Annotated in this window: 17 protein-coding genes; 15 read left to right on the top strand and 2 right to left on the bottom strand. The window is 46.6% G+C overall.

Annotation, left to right across the window (positions count from 1 at the left end; translation table 11 throughout):
- The first annotated feature begins 172 nt into the window (after positions 1 to 172).
- From B5F53_RS07315 to B5F53_RS07325, 3 genes are read left to right on the top strand one after another with little or no spacing between them, the layout of a single operon-like run.
- Positions 173 to 1,546 carry an MFS transporter gene (locus tag B5F53_RS07315; RefSeq protein WP_087221896.1) on the top strand — a complete coding sequence of 458 codons (1,374 nt, stop codon included), beginning with the start codon at positions 173 to 175 and terminating at the stop codon, positions 1,544 to 1,546.
- Between the two features lie 41 nt (positions 1,547 to 1,587).
- Positions 1,588 to 2,787 carry a Gfo/Idh/MocA family protein gene (locus B5F53_RS07320; protein WP_087221898.1) on the top strand — a complete coding sequence of 400 codons (1,200 nt, stop codon included), beginning with the start codon at positions 1,588 to 1,590 and terminating at the stop codon, positions 2,785 to 2,787.
- A gap of 11 nt (positions 2,788 to 2,798) precedes the next feature.
- Entirely contained in the window at positions 2,799 to 4,031 is a 1,233-nt protein-coding gene (locus tag B5F53_RS07325; protein WP_087221900.1) for a glycerate kinase type-2 family protein, read from the top strand.
- A gap of 32 nt (positions 4,032 to 4,063) precedes the next feature.
- On the opposite strand, the gene B5F53_RS07330 is transcribed toward B5F53_RS07325, so the two are convergent.
- The gene (locus B5F53_RS07330; RefSeq protein ID WP_087221901.1) at positions 4,064 to 5,272 is read right to left on the bottom strand and encodes a MalY/PatB family protein; all 1,209 of its coding nucleotides are present in this window, start codon (positions 5,270 to 5,272) and stop codon (positions 4,064 to 4,066) included.
- Between the two features lie 153 nt (positions 5,273 to 5,425).
- Here B5F53_RS07330 and B5F53_RS07335 point away from each other — a divergent pair, with 153 nt between their 5' ends.
- A complete protein-coding gene (locus B5F53_RS07335; protein WP_087221903.1) occupies positions 5,426 to 6,313 on the top strand; it encodes a helix-turn-helix transcriptional regulator in 888 nt (295 codons plus the stop codon).
- Between the two features lie 58 nt (positions 6,314 to 6,371).
- Here the strand turns inward: B5F53_RS07335 and B5F53_RS07340 are convergent, their stop codons facing one another.
- The gene (locus B5F53_RS07340; RefSeq protein WP_087221905.1) at positions 6,372 to 7,214 is read right to left on the bottom strand and encodes an alpha/beta hydrolase; all 843 of its coding nucleotides are present in this window, start codon (positions 7,212 to 7,214) and stop codon (positions 6,372 to 6,374) included.
- A 275-nt stretch (positions 7,215 to 7,489) separates the two neighbouring features.
- Between B5F53_RS07340 and B5F53_RS07345 the strand changes: the two genes are divergently transcribed.
- The 11 genes from B5F53_RS07345 to B5F53_RS07395 all read left to right on the top strand — a co-directional run bounded on the left by B5F53_RS07345 (position 7,490) and on the right by B5F53_RS07395 (position 18,897).
- Positions 7,490 to 8,647 carry a TAXI family TRAP transporter solute-binding subunit gene (locus B5F53_RS07345; protein ID WP_162610552.1) on the top strand — a complete coding sequence of 386 codons (1,158 nt, stop codon included), beginning with the start codon at positions 7,490 to 7,492 and terminating at the stop codon, positions 8,645 to 8,647.
- A 38-nt stretch (positions 8,648 to 8,685) separates the two neighbouring features.
- The gene (locus B5F53_RS07350) at positions 8,686 to 10,665 is read left to right on the top strand and encodes a TRAP transporter permease (RefSeq protein WP_087221909.1); all 1,980 of its coding nucleotides are present in this window, start codon (positions 8,686 to 8,688) and stop codon (positions 10,663 to 10,665) included.
- 18 nt (positions 10,666 to 10,683) lie between these two features.
- On the top strand, positions 10,684 to 11,994 hold the full coding sequence (locus tag B5F53_RS07355; RefSeq protein WP_087221911.1) for an acetyl-CoA hydrolase/transferase family protein: 1,311 nt from the start codon (positions 10,684 to 10,686) through the stop codon (positions 11,992 to 11,994).
- A 22-nt stretch (positions 11,995 to 12,016) separates the two neighbouring features.
- Positions 12,017 to 12,232, top strand: coding sequence for a 4Fe-4S binding protein (locus B5F53_RS07360; protein WP_087221913.1), 216 nt, complete (start codon positions 12,017 to 12,019; stop codon positions 12,230 to 12,232).
- An 11-nt stretch (positions 12,233 to 12,243) separates the two neighbouring features.
- On the top strand, positions 12,244 to 13,323 hold the full coding sequence (gene vorB, locus B5F53_RS07365) for a 3-methyl-2-oxobutanoate dehydrogenase subunit VorB (protein ID WP_087221915.1): 1,080 nt from the start codon (positions 12,244 to 12,246) through the stop codon (positions 13,321 to 13,323).
- A gap of 2 nt (positions 13,324 to 13,325) precedes the next feature.
- Entirely contained in the window at positions 13,326 to 14,063 is a 738-nt protein-coding gene (locus B5F53_RS07370) for a thiamine pyrophosphate-dependent enzyme (protein ID WP_087222140.1), read from the top strand.
- A gap of 2 nt (positions 14,064 to 14,065) precedes the next feature.
- Positions 14,066 to 14,629, top strand: a complete 564-nt coding sequence (locus tag B5F53_RS07375) for a 2-oxoacid:acceptor oxidoreductase family protein (RefSeq protein WP_162610553.1) — start codon at positions 14,066 to 14,068, stop codon at positions 14,627 to 14,629.
- Entirely contained in the window at positions 14,626 to 15,597 is a 972-nt protein-coding gene (locus B5F53_RS07380) for a ketopantoate reductase family protein (protein ID WP_087221919.1), read from the top strand. Before B5F53_RS07375 ends, B5F53_RS07380 begins: the two co-directional genes overlap by 4 nt.
- Positions 15,598 to 15,668: 71 nt before the next feature.
- Positions 15,669 to 16,097, top strand: coding sequence for a prenylated flavin chaperone LpdD (locus B5F53_RS07385; protein ID WP_087221921.1), 429 nt, complete (start codon positions 15,669 to 15,671; stop codon positions 16,095 to 16,097).
- Between the two features lie 5 nt (positions 16,098 to 16,102).
- Positions 16,103 to 17,002, top strand: a complete 900-nt coding sequence (locus B5F53_RS07390; RefSeq protein ID WP_087221923.1) for a LysR family transcriptional regulator — start codon at positions 16,103 to 16,105, stop codon at positions 17,000 to 17,002.
- Between the two features lie 191 nt (positions 17,003 to 17,193).
- Positions 17,194 to 18,897 carry a UGSC family (seleno)protein gene (locus B5F53_RS07395; RefSeq protein ID WP_087221924.1) on the top strand — a complete coding sequence of 568 codons (1,704 nt, stop codon included), beginning with the start codon at positions 17,194 to 17,196 and terminating at the stop codon, positions 18,895 to 18,897.
- Positions 18,898 to 18,915 lie beyond the last annotated feature (18 nt).

Here is an 18,915-nt window from a genome sequence, read left to right on the forward strand (position 1 = left end):
AAAGCCGTAAATTCAAAAAGAAGAAGTAATGTTGGTTAAATTATACAAAAATCAATTAGACTTTGCAAGTCTTGATAGTGGTATTTTATGGCTTGAAGCATATTTAAGGGGGAAAACATAAAAAGTATAATAAAAATACAATAAATCAGAGAAAAAATGTAGGAGGGTTGTTATGAACAAAAAAAAGACAGGAGTGTCATTCGGCGTCAGAATGGCATATGGAGGCGGTGATGCGGCGGCCAATATCGTTTTTGGTATGATTTCCACAATTTTAACGCTGTTTTACACAGATTATGCGGGCATCCCGGCAGCCACGGTCGGCATTGTTATGCTGATAACAAGAATATTCGATGGTTTTTCAGATGTTATTATGGGCTACATCATTGAGAATACCCATTCGAAATGGGGAAAAGCCAGACCCTGGCTTTTATGGATGTGCGTGCCCTATGCGATTTCCGCTGTACTGCTTTTTGCCGTACCGGATTCCAGCGTTATGACAAAAGCAGTCTATATGTTTGTTACATATAATCTGTGTACAACCATTTGTTATACGGCAACAAACGTTCCGTATAGTACACTGACATCCATGATTTCCAGAGACCAGCATGACCGTGATATGCTTAGTATTTACAGAATGGGGATAGCCCCCTTTGGAAGGATACTGGCAGTAAGCTTTACACTTCCTCTGGTGAAGATGTTCGGAGATACTCAGTCATCATGGGTGAAAACAATGGCCATCTGGGCGGCTATTGCCGTGGTTTTAAACCTCTGGTGTTTCGCAAAATGTAAAGAAAATGTGGATATACCGGCAAGGAATGATACCAAAGTGCCTTTAAGAAAATGTCTGAAAGCCCTACTTACCAATCAGTATTTCTATGCGGGTATCTTCTTTCAGATGTTCCAGAACATACTCTTTGCAATAACGGGAACCATGCTTCCCTATTACTGCAAGTATGTATTCGGCAATGATTCATGGCTGTACAGCGCTATGTATACGGCAGAAACCCTGTTAATGATAGTTATCACAATGGCATTCAGCCCATACCTGCTGAGAAAGTTTGGAAAGAAGAAAATGTCTCTCGGCGGACTGGTGATTGCTTTAGCCGGACAGATTATCTTTATGTTCAATCCTTATAATCAGACCCTGGTTTTCTTAAGCTGTATCCTGAGGGGAATCGGATTTGCTCCTCTCAACTCTGTCTTCTATGGCTTTGTGAATGAAGCGGTAGAATTCGGACAGTGGAAATCTCATATCCGCCAGGAAGGTCCCATTTTTGCAGGCAGCAATATGGGTACGAAATTCGGCGCCGGAGCCGCTTCTGCGCTGATGACATCTCTGATGGGATGGGCCGGATATATCAGTACAACAGGGACGACCGTGGTTCAGCCGGACAGTGCGGTCAATATGATTATAGGCATTTATACATGGGGACCGATTCTGGTTTACGCAGGGTATACGCTTCTGCTGCTGTTATACAAACTGGATAAGAAGTATCCCGCTATTATGAAAGAATTAGAAGAAAGAGAAGCAAGAGGAGAACTGTGATATTACAGATACACAGCTCAGATAAAAAAGGAGGATTAAAAATGAAGGTTGATAAGGTAAAAGTTGGAGTGGTTGGTCTTGGTATGGTGTGTTATTCCCATATTGATGCGTATGAGGCGCATCCCAATGCAGAGGTTGTTGCGGTATGTGATCTGAATGAGGCGCAGGCGAAAGCAGTGGCAGAAAAGTATGGCATTCCGAAATACTATACAGATTATGAAGAAATGCTGAAAGACACAGATATTAATACCATCGATATTGCAACGCCCACATTTACACATTCCAGAATGACTATCCAGGCAGCAGAAGCAGGCAAGAATATTTCCTGTGAAAAGCCGTTCTGTCTTACTCTGGAAGACGGCATGGCGGCGTGTGAAGCCGCAAAGAAAAACGGCGTGACTTTAATGGTAGGAGAATCTTACGTATTTATGACTTCCATTATGAAAGCAAGAGAATTAATCGATGCCGGCGAGATCGGAAAGCCAACCCAGATCCGTGAAAGATTCGGCGCATGGATTGAAAAGGGAGGCGTTATGGATAACCGTCCTGTATCTGCCAACAGAGAGTGGCGGATGGATTCCTCTAAAGCAGGCGGAAACGGTTTCCCGTGGATGTTTGACCACTGTGTACATTTCTTCTCCACAGCAGAATATCTGATGAATGACTCGAAGATTAAAGAGGTATACTCTCTCAAGAGCAGCCTTGACTGGATGAATGACCAGCAGAAACATAAGGTTGAAAATGATAAGATGCACTTGTATGGAACCAATGCGGCAGGAGACATTCCGATTATGACATGGACATATGAAGATTCCGCGTGTCAGGGTGTCTGGATGCGTGCGGAATATCTGAACGGAAAGTATGATCCATACACAGGATTTTCTGTAATTGTAAGTGGAGATAAGGGAATGATTGAAGTTCTCGGAGAAGGCGGAAAAGGCTTAAAGCACCAGGGAAAAGACGCCCATCTGGTACTGTACCGTCAGGACGGCACATCAGAAATGTTCCGTTTTGATGAAGGCGGGGATGAAATCTGGGATTCCGAAGTTTCTTATTACAGCAGAGCGCACAGAAATCAGATATTCGAGTTCGTAGATAATCTGGTAGAAGGAAAGGAAACGAGATACAGCGGTGTGGACGGAACACGCGCCGTACGTACTACCATGGCGGCTATTTGCTCCGCAAAGGAGGATGTACCGGTAAAAGTTGATGAAGTAGACGACGCAAGATACAATAAATAAGGAAAATACCGATGTGTATAAAAAAAGACGCCGCGTATATTATAGAAGAATCCATAAAAAAAGTGATGCCTGATGAGGCGGTGATACGCGCTCTTCATGGAAAAAAATTTGATACCGGGAAGCTGTATGTGGTTGCTGTGGGAAAGGCAGCCTGGCGTATGGCGAAAACGGCTTCAGAGATATTGAAAGACAGAATCTATGCAGGAGTCGTATGTACAAAGTACGATCATGTTAAATCAGAGATAAAAGGCTTTCAGTGTTTTGAAGGAGGACATCCTGTGCCCGATAAAAATTCTTATCTGGGTACGCAGGCGGCGCTGGATATGGTGTCAAATCTTAGTGAAGAGGATACCGTACTGTTTCTGCTCTCAGGAGGAAGCTCCGCACTGTTTGAAAAGCCGCTGATAAGGGAAGAGGAAATGGCCGGTATAACACAGCAGCTTCTCGCCTGCGGTGCAGATATAACAGAAATCAATACGTTACGTAAAAGACTTTCTGCAGTAAAAGGAGGAAAGTTTGCACAGATATGCAAACCTGCACATGTATACAGCATCATTTTAAGCGATGTACCGGGAGATTCCATGGACATGATTGGTTCAGGTCCTGCATATCCTGATAAAAGTACCAGCGAAGACGCACTGAAAATTGTAAAGAAATATGGGCTGTGCTTAAGCAGGGAAGCGTCGGATCTGCTTCGGACAGAAACACCCAAAGAGCTGTCCAATGTGGAAAATGTGGTTACCGGGAGTGTGGGTGATTTATGCAGAGCTGCAGCGGATGCGTGCAGGGGAAGGGGGTATGAACCTGTCATTCTGACAGAGTATCTGGATTGTCAGGCAAAAGAGGCCGGTTCGTTTATGGCCTCTATCGCCAGAAGTCATCAGAAAAGCTGTAAAAGTCTCGCCTTCATAGCAGGAGGCGAGACGGTTGTTCAGCTTACCGGAGATGGAAAAGGCGGAAGAAATCAGGAGCTTGCTCTGTCCGCAGCCGTAGGACTTGCAGACCTTAAAAACACAGCTCTCTTTAGTATAGGCAGCGACGGAACCGACGGTCCCACAGACGCCGCAGGCGGTTACTGCGATGGTGAGACAAAGAAAAAGCTGGATCATCAGGGAATTGATATTTTTGAAGTATTGAAGAGGAATGACGCATACAATGCTTTGAAGAAAGCAGATGGATTGATCAGAACAGGCGCTACAGGGACTAATGTAAATGACGTAGCGGTATTACTGATTAAAAGGTAGTGTTTAAGGCTGCAGCGCGTTCTGGTAATTATTTAAAATACATATTGTTTTAAGCGTGAGAATGCCTCAACTACTTTTTCATGGGGCAAGGCCAGGTTCATCCGGATTCCGTAAGGCACATGATACATACTTCCCTCTCTCCAGATTACACCGACGCGGATTCCCGCCTGCTGAAGTTCCTCGATGGATTTGCCGTGCTTTTGGCACCATCCGGAACAGTCAAGCAGGATCATGTAGGTACCCTGGGGCATGGACAGACGGACGCCTTCAAAGTTTTCCCGGATGAAATGAAAAGCATACGTAATGTTTTTTTCTAACACGGTTTTTAACTGGCTCAGCCAGATGCGCCCCTCCGCCTGATAGGCGCCAATCAGCGCGTGCATGGAAAGAACATTCATATCATTGTAATGAGAAAGAGCTTCGTACCGTCTGATTCGTTCACGAAGGTATTTGTTGTAGATAATATGGTAGCTGCCAACCAGACCAGCCAGATTGAATGTTTTAGACGGTGCGTAAAATGCAACGGTGCGGTTTCTGGCATCTTCGGATACTGATTGGGCGGGAGTATGTGCCTGCCCGAATAAAGTGAGATCAGACCAGATTTCGTCTGCAATAACGTAAACATCATTGTTACGGAAAATTTCCATTGCCTGTGAAATCTCCCGGCGTTCCCATACACGGCCGGTGGGATTGTGCGGGGAGCAGAATAAGGCAGTGTGAATGTGATGTTCCTTGATTTTGCGCTCCATATCTTCAAAGTCCATACGCCATACGTTGTTTTCGTCCAGCTTTAACGGACTTAAGACGATCTTGTATCCATTGCGTTCAAGCTGAGCTGTGAAACCATTGTAAGTAGGAGAATGAAGCAGGACCGGATCGCCGTCAGAACACAGAACCCGCATGGCGCTTGTAATACCGCCAAGGACACCGTTCTCATAGCCGATATGTTCCGGCAGCAGATTGGTAACGCCGTTTCCCTCTTTCTGCCAGCGGATAATTGCCTGATAGTAATCATCAGAGGGGATGAAATATCCGAATGAGGGATGAGAGGCTCTGTGTATAATCGCTTCTGTTACGGTATTTACTGTGGCAAAGTTCATATCTGCAATCCACATGGGAATCTGTTCGAAGCCGGGCAGGGTTTCTCCCTTCGGGATTCCCCAAAGCTCGTTTTCTTTCATATCCACGGCAATGGAATCCCAGCCGTGGCGGTTTAACATCGTTGTAAAATCGTATTTCATGTCTGTTGTCCTTTCAAATAGTTATTCTTTCCTGTCTTGACATACCCTGTAAGCGGTTTTTATAATATTATCACAGAAAAAAGCTATAAAATATCTGAAAATCGTCAAAATATATTCTGATATATTCAGGATATAAAAACGGGAGGACAGGATATGAAGCACAACAGTCAATACATAAACTCTGTGAACCTGAACGCCGGTACGGATTTTCCCTATCTGGTGATGGAAATTATAAATGAACAGAGTTATCCCAGAAATCCAGGATTTCAGGTTATGCACTGGCATGAGGATGTTCAGTTTATTTATCTTCTGGAAGGAAACGTTACGATTCGGACATTATATGGGAATACGGATATTCAGGCCGGGGAAGGCGTGTTTATTAACAAAAATGTTGTTCATATGGTGGAACATGAGGGGTGCTGCCATTATTACAGTTTTGTATTTCCGGATTACTTTCTGAAATTTTATTTCGGCAGCCCGGCAGCAGGATTTGTTGAGGCAATTACGGGAAATACACAGCTTTTGGTATACGCTTTTACAAAGGAACAGCCATGGTGCCTCCGGATACTGGACATATTAAGGGAATTAATAGAACTGGATAAAAAGAAAACAGAATACTATGTTTATGAGGTACTGGTCCGGATTTCCTCCGTTTGGCTGGAATTTATAAAAAATATAACGCTGTCTCCAGGGAAAAAACAGGGCGCCCTGGGGGAAAGGATGCAGGAGTTCTTAAAATATATTGAAGAGCATTATGCAGAAGACATTTCTCTGGAAAACCTTGCACAAAGCGCTCATGTAAGCAAATCGGAATGTCTGCGGTGTTTCAGACAGAGTATGCAGACAACGCCTTTTAAATACCTTATGGAATATCGCCTGTTAAAGGCAGCCGAACTGCTGAGCACCACAGAAGAACCTGTTGGAACAGTTGCAATGAATGTGGGTTTCCGCCAAACCAGTCATTTTGGGAAATGCTTCCGGGAAAAAACGGGGTATTCACCCCGCGAGTATAGAAAAAGGGCAGAAACATCTAATTTGTAAAATAAGAAATAGCTGCGGCGCGATTTGGGAATATGAAATCGCGCCGCAGTTTGTATTTTTATAGAGAGGAGCCAGGGAAATCCGTTTTGTAAATAAAATCCACAGCCGGATTCAGCCAGGCGCTGCAGGCATAAGGCTGTTCGTAGGGGATTTCCTGGCTGGTCATGTAAGTTGCCAGACTCAATCCGTGTTTTCCCTCCGGGTAAATATGCATTTCCAGAGGAATTCCCTTTTCTGCCAGGGCCATGGCCAGAAGAAGAGAATTCTGTACGGGAACTGTTTTATCTGTATAAGTATGCCACAGATAAACGGGAGGAAAGTCTTCCGTTATCTGCTTTTCTATGGACAGTCGTTCCAGAAGCTGAGAGTCTGCGGCATCTTTTCCTAAAAGATTGGAAAAAGACGGTTTGTGGCCGTAGGTTCCGCTGCTGACTACGGGATAGGACAGAATCAGTTTATCGGGACGCAGAAGAGATTTGGGATCTCCAAGGAGATTCTGAATCTCTTTTTCTTTCCAGAAGACGGCGGTGCATAAAGCCAGATGGCCTCCGGCAGAGAACCCGCAGACGGAAATATTATCCGGCTGTATATGGTACTGGGAGGCATGGCTGCGAATCCGGTAAAAAGCCGTAAGGGCTTCATAGAGAGCCTGGGGGTAGGTGTCGGGAGCCACGCTGTATTTCAGGGTAAAGGCGGATATGCCTCTGGCTGCAAACTGCAGGGCGACGGGTTCACATTCCCGGTCGGAAACTTTTTCATAGCCGCCGCCCGGTAAGATCAGGACTGCGGGATGCAGACGGTCAGCGTCAATACATTCGTAATTGGAGCAGAGATAACCGGTAAAAAGTGCCTGGGAGTTCGGGAATCCCGGAACCTGTATTGTTTCCTGTATGATTTTCATAAAAACCTCCTGACAAATCAAGAATCTATTTCTTTTAGATTAAGAAACACGGCGGGAAAAGTCAAGTATTCGATTTTAGAATAGCAGTTAAGCCGAAACGGAATTGTTATAAATAACTGAAAACTGTAAAATTGTAATTGAAAATAATGCAATATTAAATAAAACTTCCTATTAATGACAGAATGTATAAAGGATTTTTAGCAGATTGTCCGGGAAGCAGTATCAGAAGTAGGAACCTAAAGAACGAGTATAAAAAAGAAAAAGGAGAACGAGCTATGAAGAAGAAAATGGTATCAGTCTTACTTACCCTGGTGTTGACAGTTTCAATGTTCGCAGGATGCGGATCCGAGGAAGGAACGGGAGATTCTTCTGAGACTGCGAGTACAGAAACCAAGGAGGAAGAGACAGAGGAAGAAGAATCCCAGGGAGAAACAGAAACCGAATCGGATGGGGAATGGAAGTCGGACCCCAGCCATGAACCTTATGAAATCGAAATTTATACAAACGCCCAGGGAGGATCCACCTATATTCTGGGAGTGGCCTTTGCTGATTTGATCAATGAACACAGTGAATGGCTGACAGCTACTGCCATGGAATCTCCGGGGCCGGATCAGACAGCCTCCATGGTATTATCCGACGAATATTATCAGGAACACGTTTTAGGCTATATGATTGGAATTGACGCAATTTTAGGAGAGGATCCTTTTACAGGTCCCAATTATGATTTGCGGTGCCTTATAGGATACGGTCTGGTTTCCAATGTTTTTATTACTCTGGATGAAAATATTAAGACACTGGAAGATCTGGACGGAAAGAGGGTAGCGTTAAGAACCAAGCCCAATGTGCCCTGTGTGGATATTCCCACAAAGATGTTCGAGCTTCTGGGAATTGAACCGGAGTATGAATATCTCTCCTTCGGAGATTCCGCCACAGCACTGGCAGACGGAAAGGTAGACGCTATTTTATCAGGAGGGCAGGCCCTGAGTGCGGATGCAGATGAATGGACCCAGATGGCGGCCCTGGCGGAAGTCTATGCCCGCAACGATGTTTATTACGTATCCATGGATGAGGAAGCTTTGCTGGAGGCAAAAGATTCCCTGGGACATTCCCTGCTCCCCGGTATCATGACCCTGGAAAATGGCATTTATGATCCGGACTTTGACGGAGAGGTTACGATTATGGCGGATTATCTCTGCTGGTATGTTCATAAGAACTTCCCGGAAGACGTACAGGAAGAAATTCTGAATATTTATTACGAATACTGCGATCAGTTTGCCAGCTACAAGGATGAGGGGGCTTACTGTACACAGGAAAATATGGGAAATTTAGATACGCCGGAGTTAATATCCGATGTGGCGAAAGATTTCTATGAGGAAAAGGGGATTGAAGTAAATTACAGAGAGACTCCTTATGAGAAGTATGTACCTCAATAACAGAGCATAACCAAAGATACGAATGAGGAGGTATCCGGATGGGGTTTGGTAAGAAAAAGAAAGACAAAGCACAGCAGGCGGTGGAACAGGCAGTGGAAAGCAAGGCTTACGGAGGGGTTCTCCCGGAGAAGATTTATGATTATCTTCTGGTATTCTTCTGCCTGGGCATGTGTGTGATGCATATGATTTATGCCAAGAAAAGTTTTCTGCAGCAGGAAGTCTATCTGACCATGCATATGTTTTTTTCCTTTATTATTTTGTTTCTTTCTACAGCAAAGAAAAGTGAAAGTAAGATACATAATGCCTTTTTGTTTCTGTCAGTGGCGCTGACCTTTGCTTTTACCATTTATATTTGCTGTAACCTGGAAGGACTGAGAGTGCGTCAGTGGGTCAGTACGAACCTGGATGTGGTTGTGGGGATTACCATGATTATTCTTGCGCTGTATGCGTGCTGGCTGGGGTTCGGAAAATTTATTCCCATCCTGGTGATCATTGTCTGTATTTATCCCTTCTTCGGGAAATATATGCCGGGACCTTTCCGGACCAGCGCGCTGCCTTTTAGCAGAACCATCTCCAACTTATCCATTGGCCTGACTACAGGGCTTTATGACAGTACCCTGACCATTTCCGCCAATTATACGTTTCTGTTTTGTGTCTTCGGCGGCGTTATGTCCGCCACCGGTGTTCAGAAATTTTTCGGCGAATTCGGGAAATGGACGGTGGGACGGTTCCGCTCCGGAAGTGCACAGATCACAGTAGTAAATACGGCTATGGTGGGTATGGTCTGCGGAAATGCCATTGCAAACGTGACTATGACAGGTCCTTACTGTATTGACAATATGAAGAAAAACGGCTATGACGCCACCACGGCTACAGCGATTTCCTGTGTGGGCGCTAACGGAGGGCAGATTCTTCCTCCGGTTATGGGAATTGTGGCCTTTTCCATGGCCGGCTATGCAGGGATTCCTTATTGGAGCATCTGTAAAATGGCGATTATCTCGGCGGTTTTATATTATTTGTCGCTGTCTCTGTATGCCCATTTACATGCATTGAAAACCCCGGAGCTTCGTACCCATATTGCGGAGAAACCGGTGATTGACTGGGATGTGATGAAGTGGAAAGGCCCGGCCTTTGTGGTTCCTTTTGTAATTATTATTACCCTCCTGGTACAGGGAAAATCCGTAATGGTCTGCGGATTCTGGGCAATTCTTTCCGTTATCCTTATGAGTTATCTGGCGCCTGCCAGACACCGGCCGAAAGTCCGGGATTTAATCGACGGCTTTGTGGAAGGAGCTAAGCAGGGAGCCCAGATGGGCGCCTGCTGTGCGGTAATCGGAATGCTGGTCTGCACCTTTACCACCAGCGGTATGGGCGTAAAGCTGACCTCCGGAATTGAAAGCTGGAGTCACGGCTCTTTATTCCTGGCTCTTTTGATTCTGTATATTGCCAGTATTGTGGCAGGAATGGCAGGAGTATCGGTAGCAGCTTATTTTACAGCGGCGGCCTTTGCAGTTCCGGCTCTGCAGCAGTTGGGAATTGCCTATGAAACGGCACATTTCTTCTGTGTTTATCCTGCTTCTTATGCAACGATTACTCCTCCGGTGGCGTTAACCACCTTAGTGGGGACCCAGATTTCAGGAACCCCTTATGGAAAGACGGCGGTGGAATGCTGTAAAATCTGCGGAGTTTCTTTCCTGGCGCCGTTTTTATTCGTCTATGCGCCGGTGCTGCTTCTGGAGGGGAGCTGGACAGATCCCACGACCTATCTGCAGCTTCTGGCGGTGATTATCCTTACAGTAGCGGCACAGTTCTGTTGGGTAAATTATTTCTGTACAGATTTAACTCTGGCAGAAAGAGCCATGTTTTTTATCAGTTTCCTTTCGCTGATTCTCTATATCTTCCTGGGAAATAGGATTCTCCTCTGCCTGGGAATGGCAGTATTTGCAGCGGTGATTGTTCTTCATATGGGAAGATGGAAGAAAATGAAAAGCAGCGTGCCTCCTGCGGCCGCTGTGTAACAGGAAAGGAGCGGTCAGGTGAATTTTACAGAGTTATATCAGAAGAAACGATGCTCTCCGGTGCAGGCCGTATCCGGGGTTACGTCAGGGCAGAGAGTTCTGCTTTGCAGTGAACCGGTAACGTTAGTGGAAGCTTTATATCAGAAAAGGGAAAGCTTTCACCCCCTTTATCTCTATTCCATGATGGGCTTTGCCAATCCAGGAATCTATGAACGTCTGTATGGAGAAGAAGGGATTGGACATTTTCAGGTATCTGTCAGTTATATGACCCGGCCGGAAGCCCAGGCCATCAGGCGGGGCGTCCGGGTGGACCACCTCCTGACCCATTTCGGATATATCGAAGAGATGTTTCAGGAACAGATTCGCCCCGATTATGTTTTCTGCCATGTTTCCCCCATGGATGAGGAAGGCTATTTCTATATGGGTATCTGCCCCGGCCCCGGGCGGGTATCCATTGACCGGGGCGCAAAGGTAATTTTACAGGTAAATGAGAGGATTCCCCGGATTTCCACCTCATTTCAGCGGATTCATATCCGTGAAGTGGAAGCTCTCTGTGAGAGTTCTACGGTTCTTCCGGAGATTCCGGATATGGAACCTACGGATTTAGAAGTAAAGATGGCGCGGCACATTGTGGAACGGATCGAAGATGGTTCTGTTATTCAGCTGGGCGTAGGGGGAGTCCCAAGCGCTGTGGGAAACTTTCTGATGGATCACCGGCATCTGGGAATCCATACGGAAGTATTTACCGATGTGATGCGGGTTTTGATGGAAAAAGGGGTTGTGGACAACAGTCAGAAGCAGATCTGTCCGGGAAAATCGGTGGCCGGTTTTATCCAGGGAACCAGGGAGACCTACCGGTTTGTGGACGAAAATCCGGAGATCTTCTTTGACCGGCTTTCCTGGGTGAACAATCCGGATGTCATTGGTCAGAATGAGAAGATGATTTCCATTAATTCCTGTATGGGTGTGGATCTGCGGGGGCAGGTCTGTTCGGAATGTATTGGTCTGGATACGTATGCGGGAAGCGGAGGTCAGCTCGACTTTGTCCGGGGCGTCCGGAGATCCAAAGGGGGGAAATCCTTCATCGCTATGCGTTCTTCTCTGGAGAAGAAGGACGGGACGCGGATTTCAAAAATTACTCTGACCCTGCCGCCGGGTTCTGCGGTGACCACACCCAGAAACGACGTTCACTATATTGTAACGGAATACGGTATCGCCCAGATGAGAAACCGCACACTAAAAGAAAAGGCGGAGGCGCTGATACAGATTGCTCACCCACAGTTTCGGGAAGAATTAACTTATCAGGCCCAAAAAGCGGGGATTCTCTGAAGATACCATGGAAGGAGAAAGAATGAGCCGAATTGTAATTGAGAAAGAACTGTGCAAAGGCTGTGAGTATTGCGTAACTTACTGTCCGAAACAGTTGATACATATAGGAACTGCATTTAATTCTATGGGGTTTAAGTATGCAGTCCCGGAGGATAAAGAGGGACAGTGTACAGCCTGCGGAATCTGTGCGCTGATGTGTCCGGATGCAGCCATTGAGGTTTATCAGACAGAAAAATAAGGAGGAGACCTATGTCACGAAAATTTATTGACGGGAATGTGGCCATGGCAGAAGCTGCAGTGGCAGCAGGCTGCCGTCTGTTTGCCGGATTTCCCATTACCCCTCAAAGTCCCATGCCGGAGTATTTATCCGACCGGCTGCCCCAGGTGGGAGGCAGTTTCATACAGGCAGAAAGTGAAGTGGTTTCCGCCAATATTTTACTGGGCGCCAGTTACGGAGGTCTGCGGTGTATGACAAGTACTTCAGGACCCGGATTCTCCCTGATGGCAGAGGGAATCAGCTTCATTATCGGAAGTGAAGCTCCCTGTGTGCTTATTGACGTTGCCAGGCCAGGTCCGGGAATGGGCGGCATCGGGGGATGCAGCCAGGACTATCTTTATGCGGTAAAAGGACTGGGAGCCGGAGGCGGCAGAGCCTTTGTCATTTCTCCGTCTACCATACAGGAGGCGGTAGATGTGGTTTATGAAAGTTTTGATCTTGCAGATCAGTACCGGACGCCGGTGGTGGTTCTGACAGATAAACTTCTGGCGGCGACCACAGAAGCGGTGGAGCTTCCGCCCCTGCGGGATTTATCCACCCTCCCTGATAAATCTTCCTGGCTGATTACGAAAAGGGACAGTATGAAATTTGAAGATAAACGAATCTGCCAGTCCATGCTGCTTCCCGTTTCTGCCCAGGAAGAATTCTGTATAAAACTGGCAGAGAAATATCAGCAGTGGGAAGAAAAGGAAGTCCGCTGGGAAGAATTTCTGATGGAAGACGCCCAGGTGGTATTGTTTGCCTACGGATCCGTGGGAAGAATCGTCCGGGAGGCGGTACGGCAGCTTCGGGCCATGGGAATTCCGGCAGGACTGTTCCGTCCAATTACCCTGTTTCCTTTCCCTCAGAAACAGATTGAAAACTTACGCTATGAAAATCTGAAAAAAGCTGTCTGCGTGGAAATGGCTATTCCCGGGCAGATGCTGGAGGATGTCCAGCGCAGTGTGAAAGGAAAAATAGAAGTGGATTTCTATGGCCGCGGCGGCGGTATGCTGGTGACGCCTCAGGAGGTCGTGCAGTATGTGAAAGAACAGTGGGAAAGGGGCGTGTGAAAATGGAAAAAGCAGTTTATCAGCGGTCAAAATTATATATGGGCGGTCATCCCCTGTGTTCAGGCTGTATGCACGGCTTAATCGGAAAACTGATTCTGGATACTCTGGAGGAATTAGAGATTGCACCAGAGAATACCACTTTGCTGTTTCCGCCGGGGTGCGGTCCTCAGCAGGATTTCTGCATAAATATTAACACGGTAATGGTAGGACTGGGAAGATCGGCGGCTGTGGCCACGGGAATTAAAAGAGGAAATCCGGATCATTTTGTCCTTTGCTGGGACGGGGACGGGGCCGATGCAGCCATAGGAATAGGAGATGTAATCCATGCGGCGGCACGAAAAGAAAATATTACTGTAATTATGGTAAATAACTCCCTGTTTGCCAATACGGGAGGACAGATGGCGCCTACCACTTTACTGGGACAAAAGTCCACCACCTGTCCACAGGGAAGAAAGGAGGACGTGGAAGGCTATCCCATTAATCTGGCAGAAATCCTGGCTCAGGTAGAAGGGACCCGGTTCTCAGCCAGAATGGCAGTTTACGATCCAGCTCATGTGAGAAAGGCGAAGAAAGCTTTAAAAACAGCCTTCCGTCTGCAGGTGGAGAAGAAAGGGTTTGCCTTTGTGGAGTTTTTGTCCAACTGTCCCACCAACTGGCATATGACGCCGCTTAAGTCCATTGAACATATTAAGGAGATGTCGCAGCTTCAATATCCCATCGGTATTTTTAAAGGAGAATGAGTATGGAAACGAAAATTTTTTTAGGCGGTCTTGGAGGCCAGGGCGTGGTAATGGGAGGAAAACTGCTGGGTATGGCGGCAGTGAGGAAAGGCGGTTTTGCCACCTCCTATTCAGAATATGCCCCTGCCATGAGAAACGGATATACTTATACTACGTTGATTCTGTCGGAAAAAGAAGTAGGCGCCCAGGTAACTTCTTCTTATGACTGTATGGCATTTTTCGATGAGGATTCCTGCGTCACCCAAAGCCCGTATCTGAAAGAGAATGGCTGTTATCTGGTAAATACCAGTCTGGTAAAAACCATGCCTGATACAAAAAGAGGAAAACTGTATCAGATCCCTGCCTCGGAAATTGCGGATGAGCTGGGAAATCCCCGGTTTCTGAATGTAATTATGATGGGAGCCATTGTGGAGGCCAGTAACTGTCTGGAACCGGAAGAGGTGGAGGCAGCTATCCGGGAATCTTTCGGGAAGAAACCCCAGGTTGCTCTGGCCAACATTCAGGCATTTCAAAGGGGAAGAGAGACGGTTCGTTCGCAGAAAAACCAACAGGAGGGAGAAGAATGAAGATAGCAGTACTGGGAGCCGGCGCCATGGGTTCCTTAGTGGGGGCCCATCTGAAAAAAGGCGGCCAGCAGGTCTTTTTCGTAGATCCTTATGAAGCTCATATGAAGGCGGTACAGGAAAAAGGAATTACCATGGACCTGGAAGGCAGGGAAGAAGAAACGGTCAGGATAGACGCAGCGGTAACAAAGGGCTGGGAAGTTGGCTGCTGTGATTTGGTGATTCTGCTGGTAAAAGGGATGAACACGGAGCGTATTATTTTAGAAAATCCGGAATTATTCGGGGATCATACGGTAGTCATTTCCCTGCAAAACGGGATCGGAAACGCAGATACTCTGGCCGGAATATTTCCCAGAGACCGCATTGGCTACGGTGTTTTAAAATCCTCGGCCACCCTTACAAAACCGGGGAAGATTAAGGGGAGGGTGAAGTTTCCTTACAGTTCCAAAGGGGTCTGGTTCTCCCCTCTGGAGAAAAATACCCGGTACGCCTATGTCTTTCATGAATTGGAAAAGGCGTTAAATCAGGGTGGTTTTCCTGCGGCTCTTTCTGAGGAGACTGAAAAAATCCTCTGGGATAAGCTGTATATTAACGTGCTTTATAACGCCCCCTGCGCCTTGCTGCAGCTGGCCGGGGAAGACTTTATGCGGGAGGAAGACGGGAAGAAACTGCTAAAGGAGCTGGCCGGGGAAGTCTGCCGGGTGGCAAATGCAAAGGGAATTCCTATGGATGAAAAGGAGTACTGGGAAAAAGAATGTGAAAATATCAGTCAGGTACCAAAGGGGGAACATCACTTTACCTCCATGGTTCTGGATGTTTTTTATGAGCGCCCCACAGAAGTGGAATTTCTGAATGGAGCTGTCTGCCGGGAAGGGAAGAAACTGGGAATTTCGACTCCTTATAATGAGGCGGTTTACTATCTGATGAAGGTTCGGCAGAAAACTTATTCTCTTATTTATGGAAAACAGTAAGTGCGGTCAAAAACTGGAAATAAGTGGAAACTACCGGTCAGCCTTACTATTTTAAAGGAGGTATGTTATAATTGTTGTACCAAATTCAGGAAGAAACCAAGCATGAATTAAAACAATTTCATATTCTTGTTCATGAAGACAGATTTCAGGTGCATCTGACCGCTATGCAGTGTGGGAAAGACTGGAATGTACTCCTGATAGGAGGGGAAAAGCATCATGTGGGAGCCATTGCCCTCGGTGTTCCCGGCTATATTGATGAAGACAGAAGCCGGCCAACCGTTTCTGTAAGTTCCCTGTGCGTTACAGGACATAAGGACGATGAACTTGCCCGGATGGCTGCGGAAGAGCTGGGGAAAAACCTGGCCGCACGGGTGGTTGTTGTGGTAGGAATTCATCTGGATAAGGCAACCCCGAAAGAGATTAGCTCCATATGCAATGCTGCGATGACTTGCTGTAAGAAACTGGAAGAACAGATAGATTTGACGAAAGTGGGAGCCTGAAAAACGTGACATTTGAGCAGTTAGAATATTTTATGTTAATCGAAAAGTATAAAAGTTTTTCCAGAGCGGCTGAGGAGAATTATCTTTCTCAGCCTACTTTGTCCAAACAGATCAAAGCCCTGGAAAAAGAGCTGGGAGTTGAACTGTTTGTACGTACTTCCAGAAGTATCCGCCTGACAGATGCCGGGCGGGAGTTCTCACAGTTTGTACATAAAGTCATGCAGGAATACTACAGGATTAAAACAACCCTGAGGGACTACGGGAAGGCGAAAAAGAAGCTGGTAATCTCCACCATTCCCGTGGCGCCCCGCTATGGCCTTCTGAAAGTAATCCGGGAGTTCTGTAAATTCTATGAAAATGTGGATGTGGAACTGGTGGAGCAGAATACGGATCTGGCTTTAAAAGCCCTGGAAAACGATACTTCCGATATGGCCTTTATCAGAAGCAAGTACATCCCCGACGGAGAGTACGGAGCCTATCCTCTGATTAAAGACGAGCTGGTTCTGGTAGTATCCAAGGATCATCCCTTTGCCCAGGAAAAAAGCATTTTTCTCAGAGACGCCCAGTATGAGCAGTTTATCTTTCTGGGGACCAATACGGGCCTTTACCGTATCTGTATGGACGAGTGCAGGAGAGCAGGCTTTATTCCGAAAGCCAGGGAGCGAAATGTGCGGGTGGAGACGCTGGAGGAACTGCTGATTGAAGAAAACTGCGCTTCTCTTCTGATGAACAGCGTGGCCAGCCGTCTTTCCCTGGATAAGCTGAAGATTGTGAGACTGAAAGAACATCCACAGATGGATATTTGTCTTGTTTTAAAGCTGGAACAACTGACGGATTTAAAGAAAACGTTTATTGAATATGCAACAGATTATATGATGGACTATTATACGAAAGGAACTTTCTAGGAAAGTGAAGAGGCATGGCCGGACGGCCATGCCTCTTGTACACTGACGCTGATTTTTTTCTATATCACCATTACAAAATTATCTATTCGATTTCGGAATAGATAGCCTTCCTTATTAGAATTGCATAGAAATAAAGTGTAATGATACTATTAAGTCAGATAATTTAAACCGACAAAAGGAAGGAGAGGCTTATGGGAGAATATTTAAACCGCTTATTAGATCCAAGGGGGTATCAGGAAAGAGAGGTTATTCAGCTGGCCAAAAGAGTCAGTCTGGAAGAGCTGAGACAGGGGAAACTTCTGTTTTATAACAACACCAAACTGGACTTCTGCAACTATTATACAGTGTTTGACCGGATCAAAGAACGGCTGGAAGAACTGGGAATCACCAATTACGTGGAATATAAAGAAACTGTCCGTGGAAAAGATGCCCGGAAACTGGAGGAATATGCCCGGATGCTGGCACAGGAAAAACCTACGGCGGCCATTGTTGCTTTCGGGGATATGGGAACCTCTTCTTCTACTACCGTCTTAACTATTGCCCTGGAGAAACTGGGGATTCCCACTGTCTACATGACAGCGCCTCCGGGAACCGGGATTACAGAAGGCGTGGGAGTATACCGGGCAGGACATCTCTGTATGTGCTCTGTGGATATTTACCAGGCCAGTACCGTGGAAGAAATTGCAGCGGAAGTGGACAGGCACTGGGATTACATTATTAAGTCCCTGACCGTAAACGGAGAAGAACTGGAAGAGCTGGCGCACATTGATTTTAAAATGGATAAAACGGCTCCGGCAAAAGACGGATTCCTCCCCTATATGATAGAAAAAGATGAGGAAAGGGAAAAGGAACCGGGCGCTTATCTGGAAGAAATTAATGAATATTTTAATCAGGAACATATCAGCGACGGTCTGCCGATCATCCCTCCTACCCGGCGGCGCTACGAGGCCATGCTGGAATATTGCCCCTTTGATGAGAATATGGTGCTGTGCGCCCCCAGCGGTCCCAGTGGAAAAACAGTCACCGTAAAAGATGTGGCAGTTGCCGCCGTTATGGCAGGCTGTAAGCCAAATGCCATGCCGGTTTTAATCGCAGCCTTTAAAGCTTTAAACAGTCCCCTTTACAATCTGAATCAGTCCGTAACCACATCCCATCCGGGAGGAAACATGGTTCTGGTTTCCGGCCCCATTGCCCAGGAAATCGGCATTTCCGGAAAACAGGGCTGCTTAGGGCCGGGATGGCCGGCAAATGCCACCATCGGCCGGGCGGTCAATCTGGTGATTATGAATGTTTTCCGTTCGGTTCCCGGTATCTGTGATCTGGACTGTATTGCTTCTCAGGCAGAGTTTACTTACTGCTTTGCAGAAGAACCGGAGCTGGCACAGTGGAAGATGATCAACGAAGACCGTTTCGACTCAGAAACAACCACCGTCTACGTGCTGAAAGCGGAGCCTCTCCATGACATCATTGATTTCCTCAGTCTGAACGGACATGACCTGCTGGATACCATTACGGCCTGCTGTACCACCTTAGGTTCCAACAATGCGTATATGCCGGGACCGCTGGTGGTCTGCCTGACGCCGGATCATGCCATGATGCTGAAAAAAGCAGGATATACCAAGGAAATGATTCAGGAGCATATTCACCAGTACGTATACCATGAAGTACCTATGGTCAGAAACAGGGGCCTGGTTCCCGTAAGACCGAAAGAATGGGAGAACCGCCATCCTCTGCCTGTAACCCGTACGCCCAAAGATGTGGAAGTTGTGGTAATCGGAGGACGGGGCGGCCATTCCGGAGTCATCCTGCCATGGGCGCTGCACAGCGAAGGATGTGTGGAAGCAGTCCGCCTGCCGGATGGAACAGCAGCAAAAACCATAGAGGAATTTAAATAAATCTTATTCTGTACCACG

Source organism: Blautia sp. An249, from assembly GCF_002159835.1.
GTDB lineage: Bacteria > Bacillota > Clostridia > Lachnospirales > Lachnospiraceae > Blautia_A > Blautia_A avistercoris.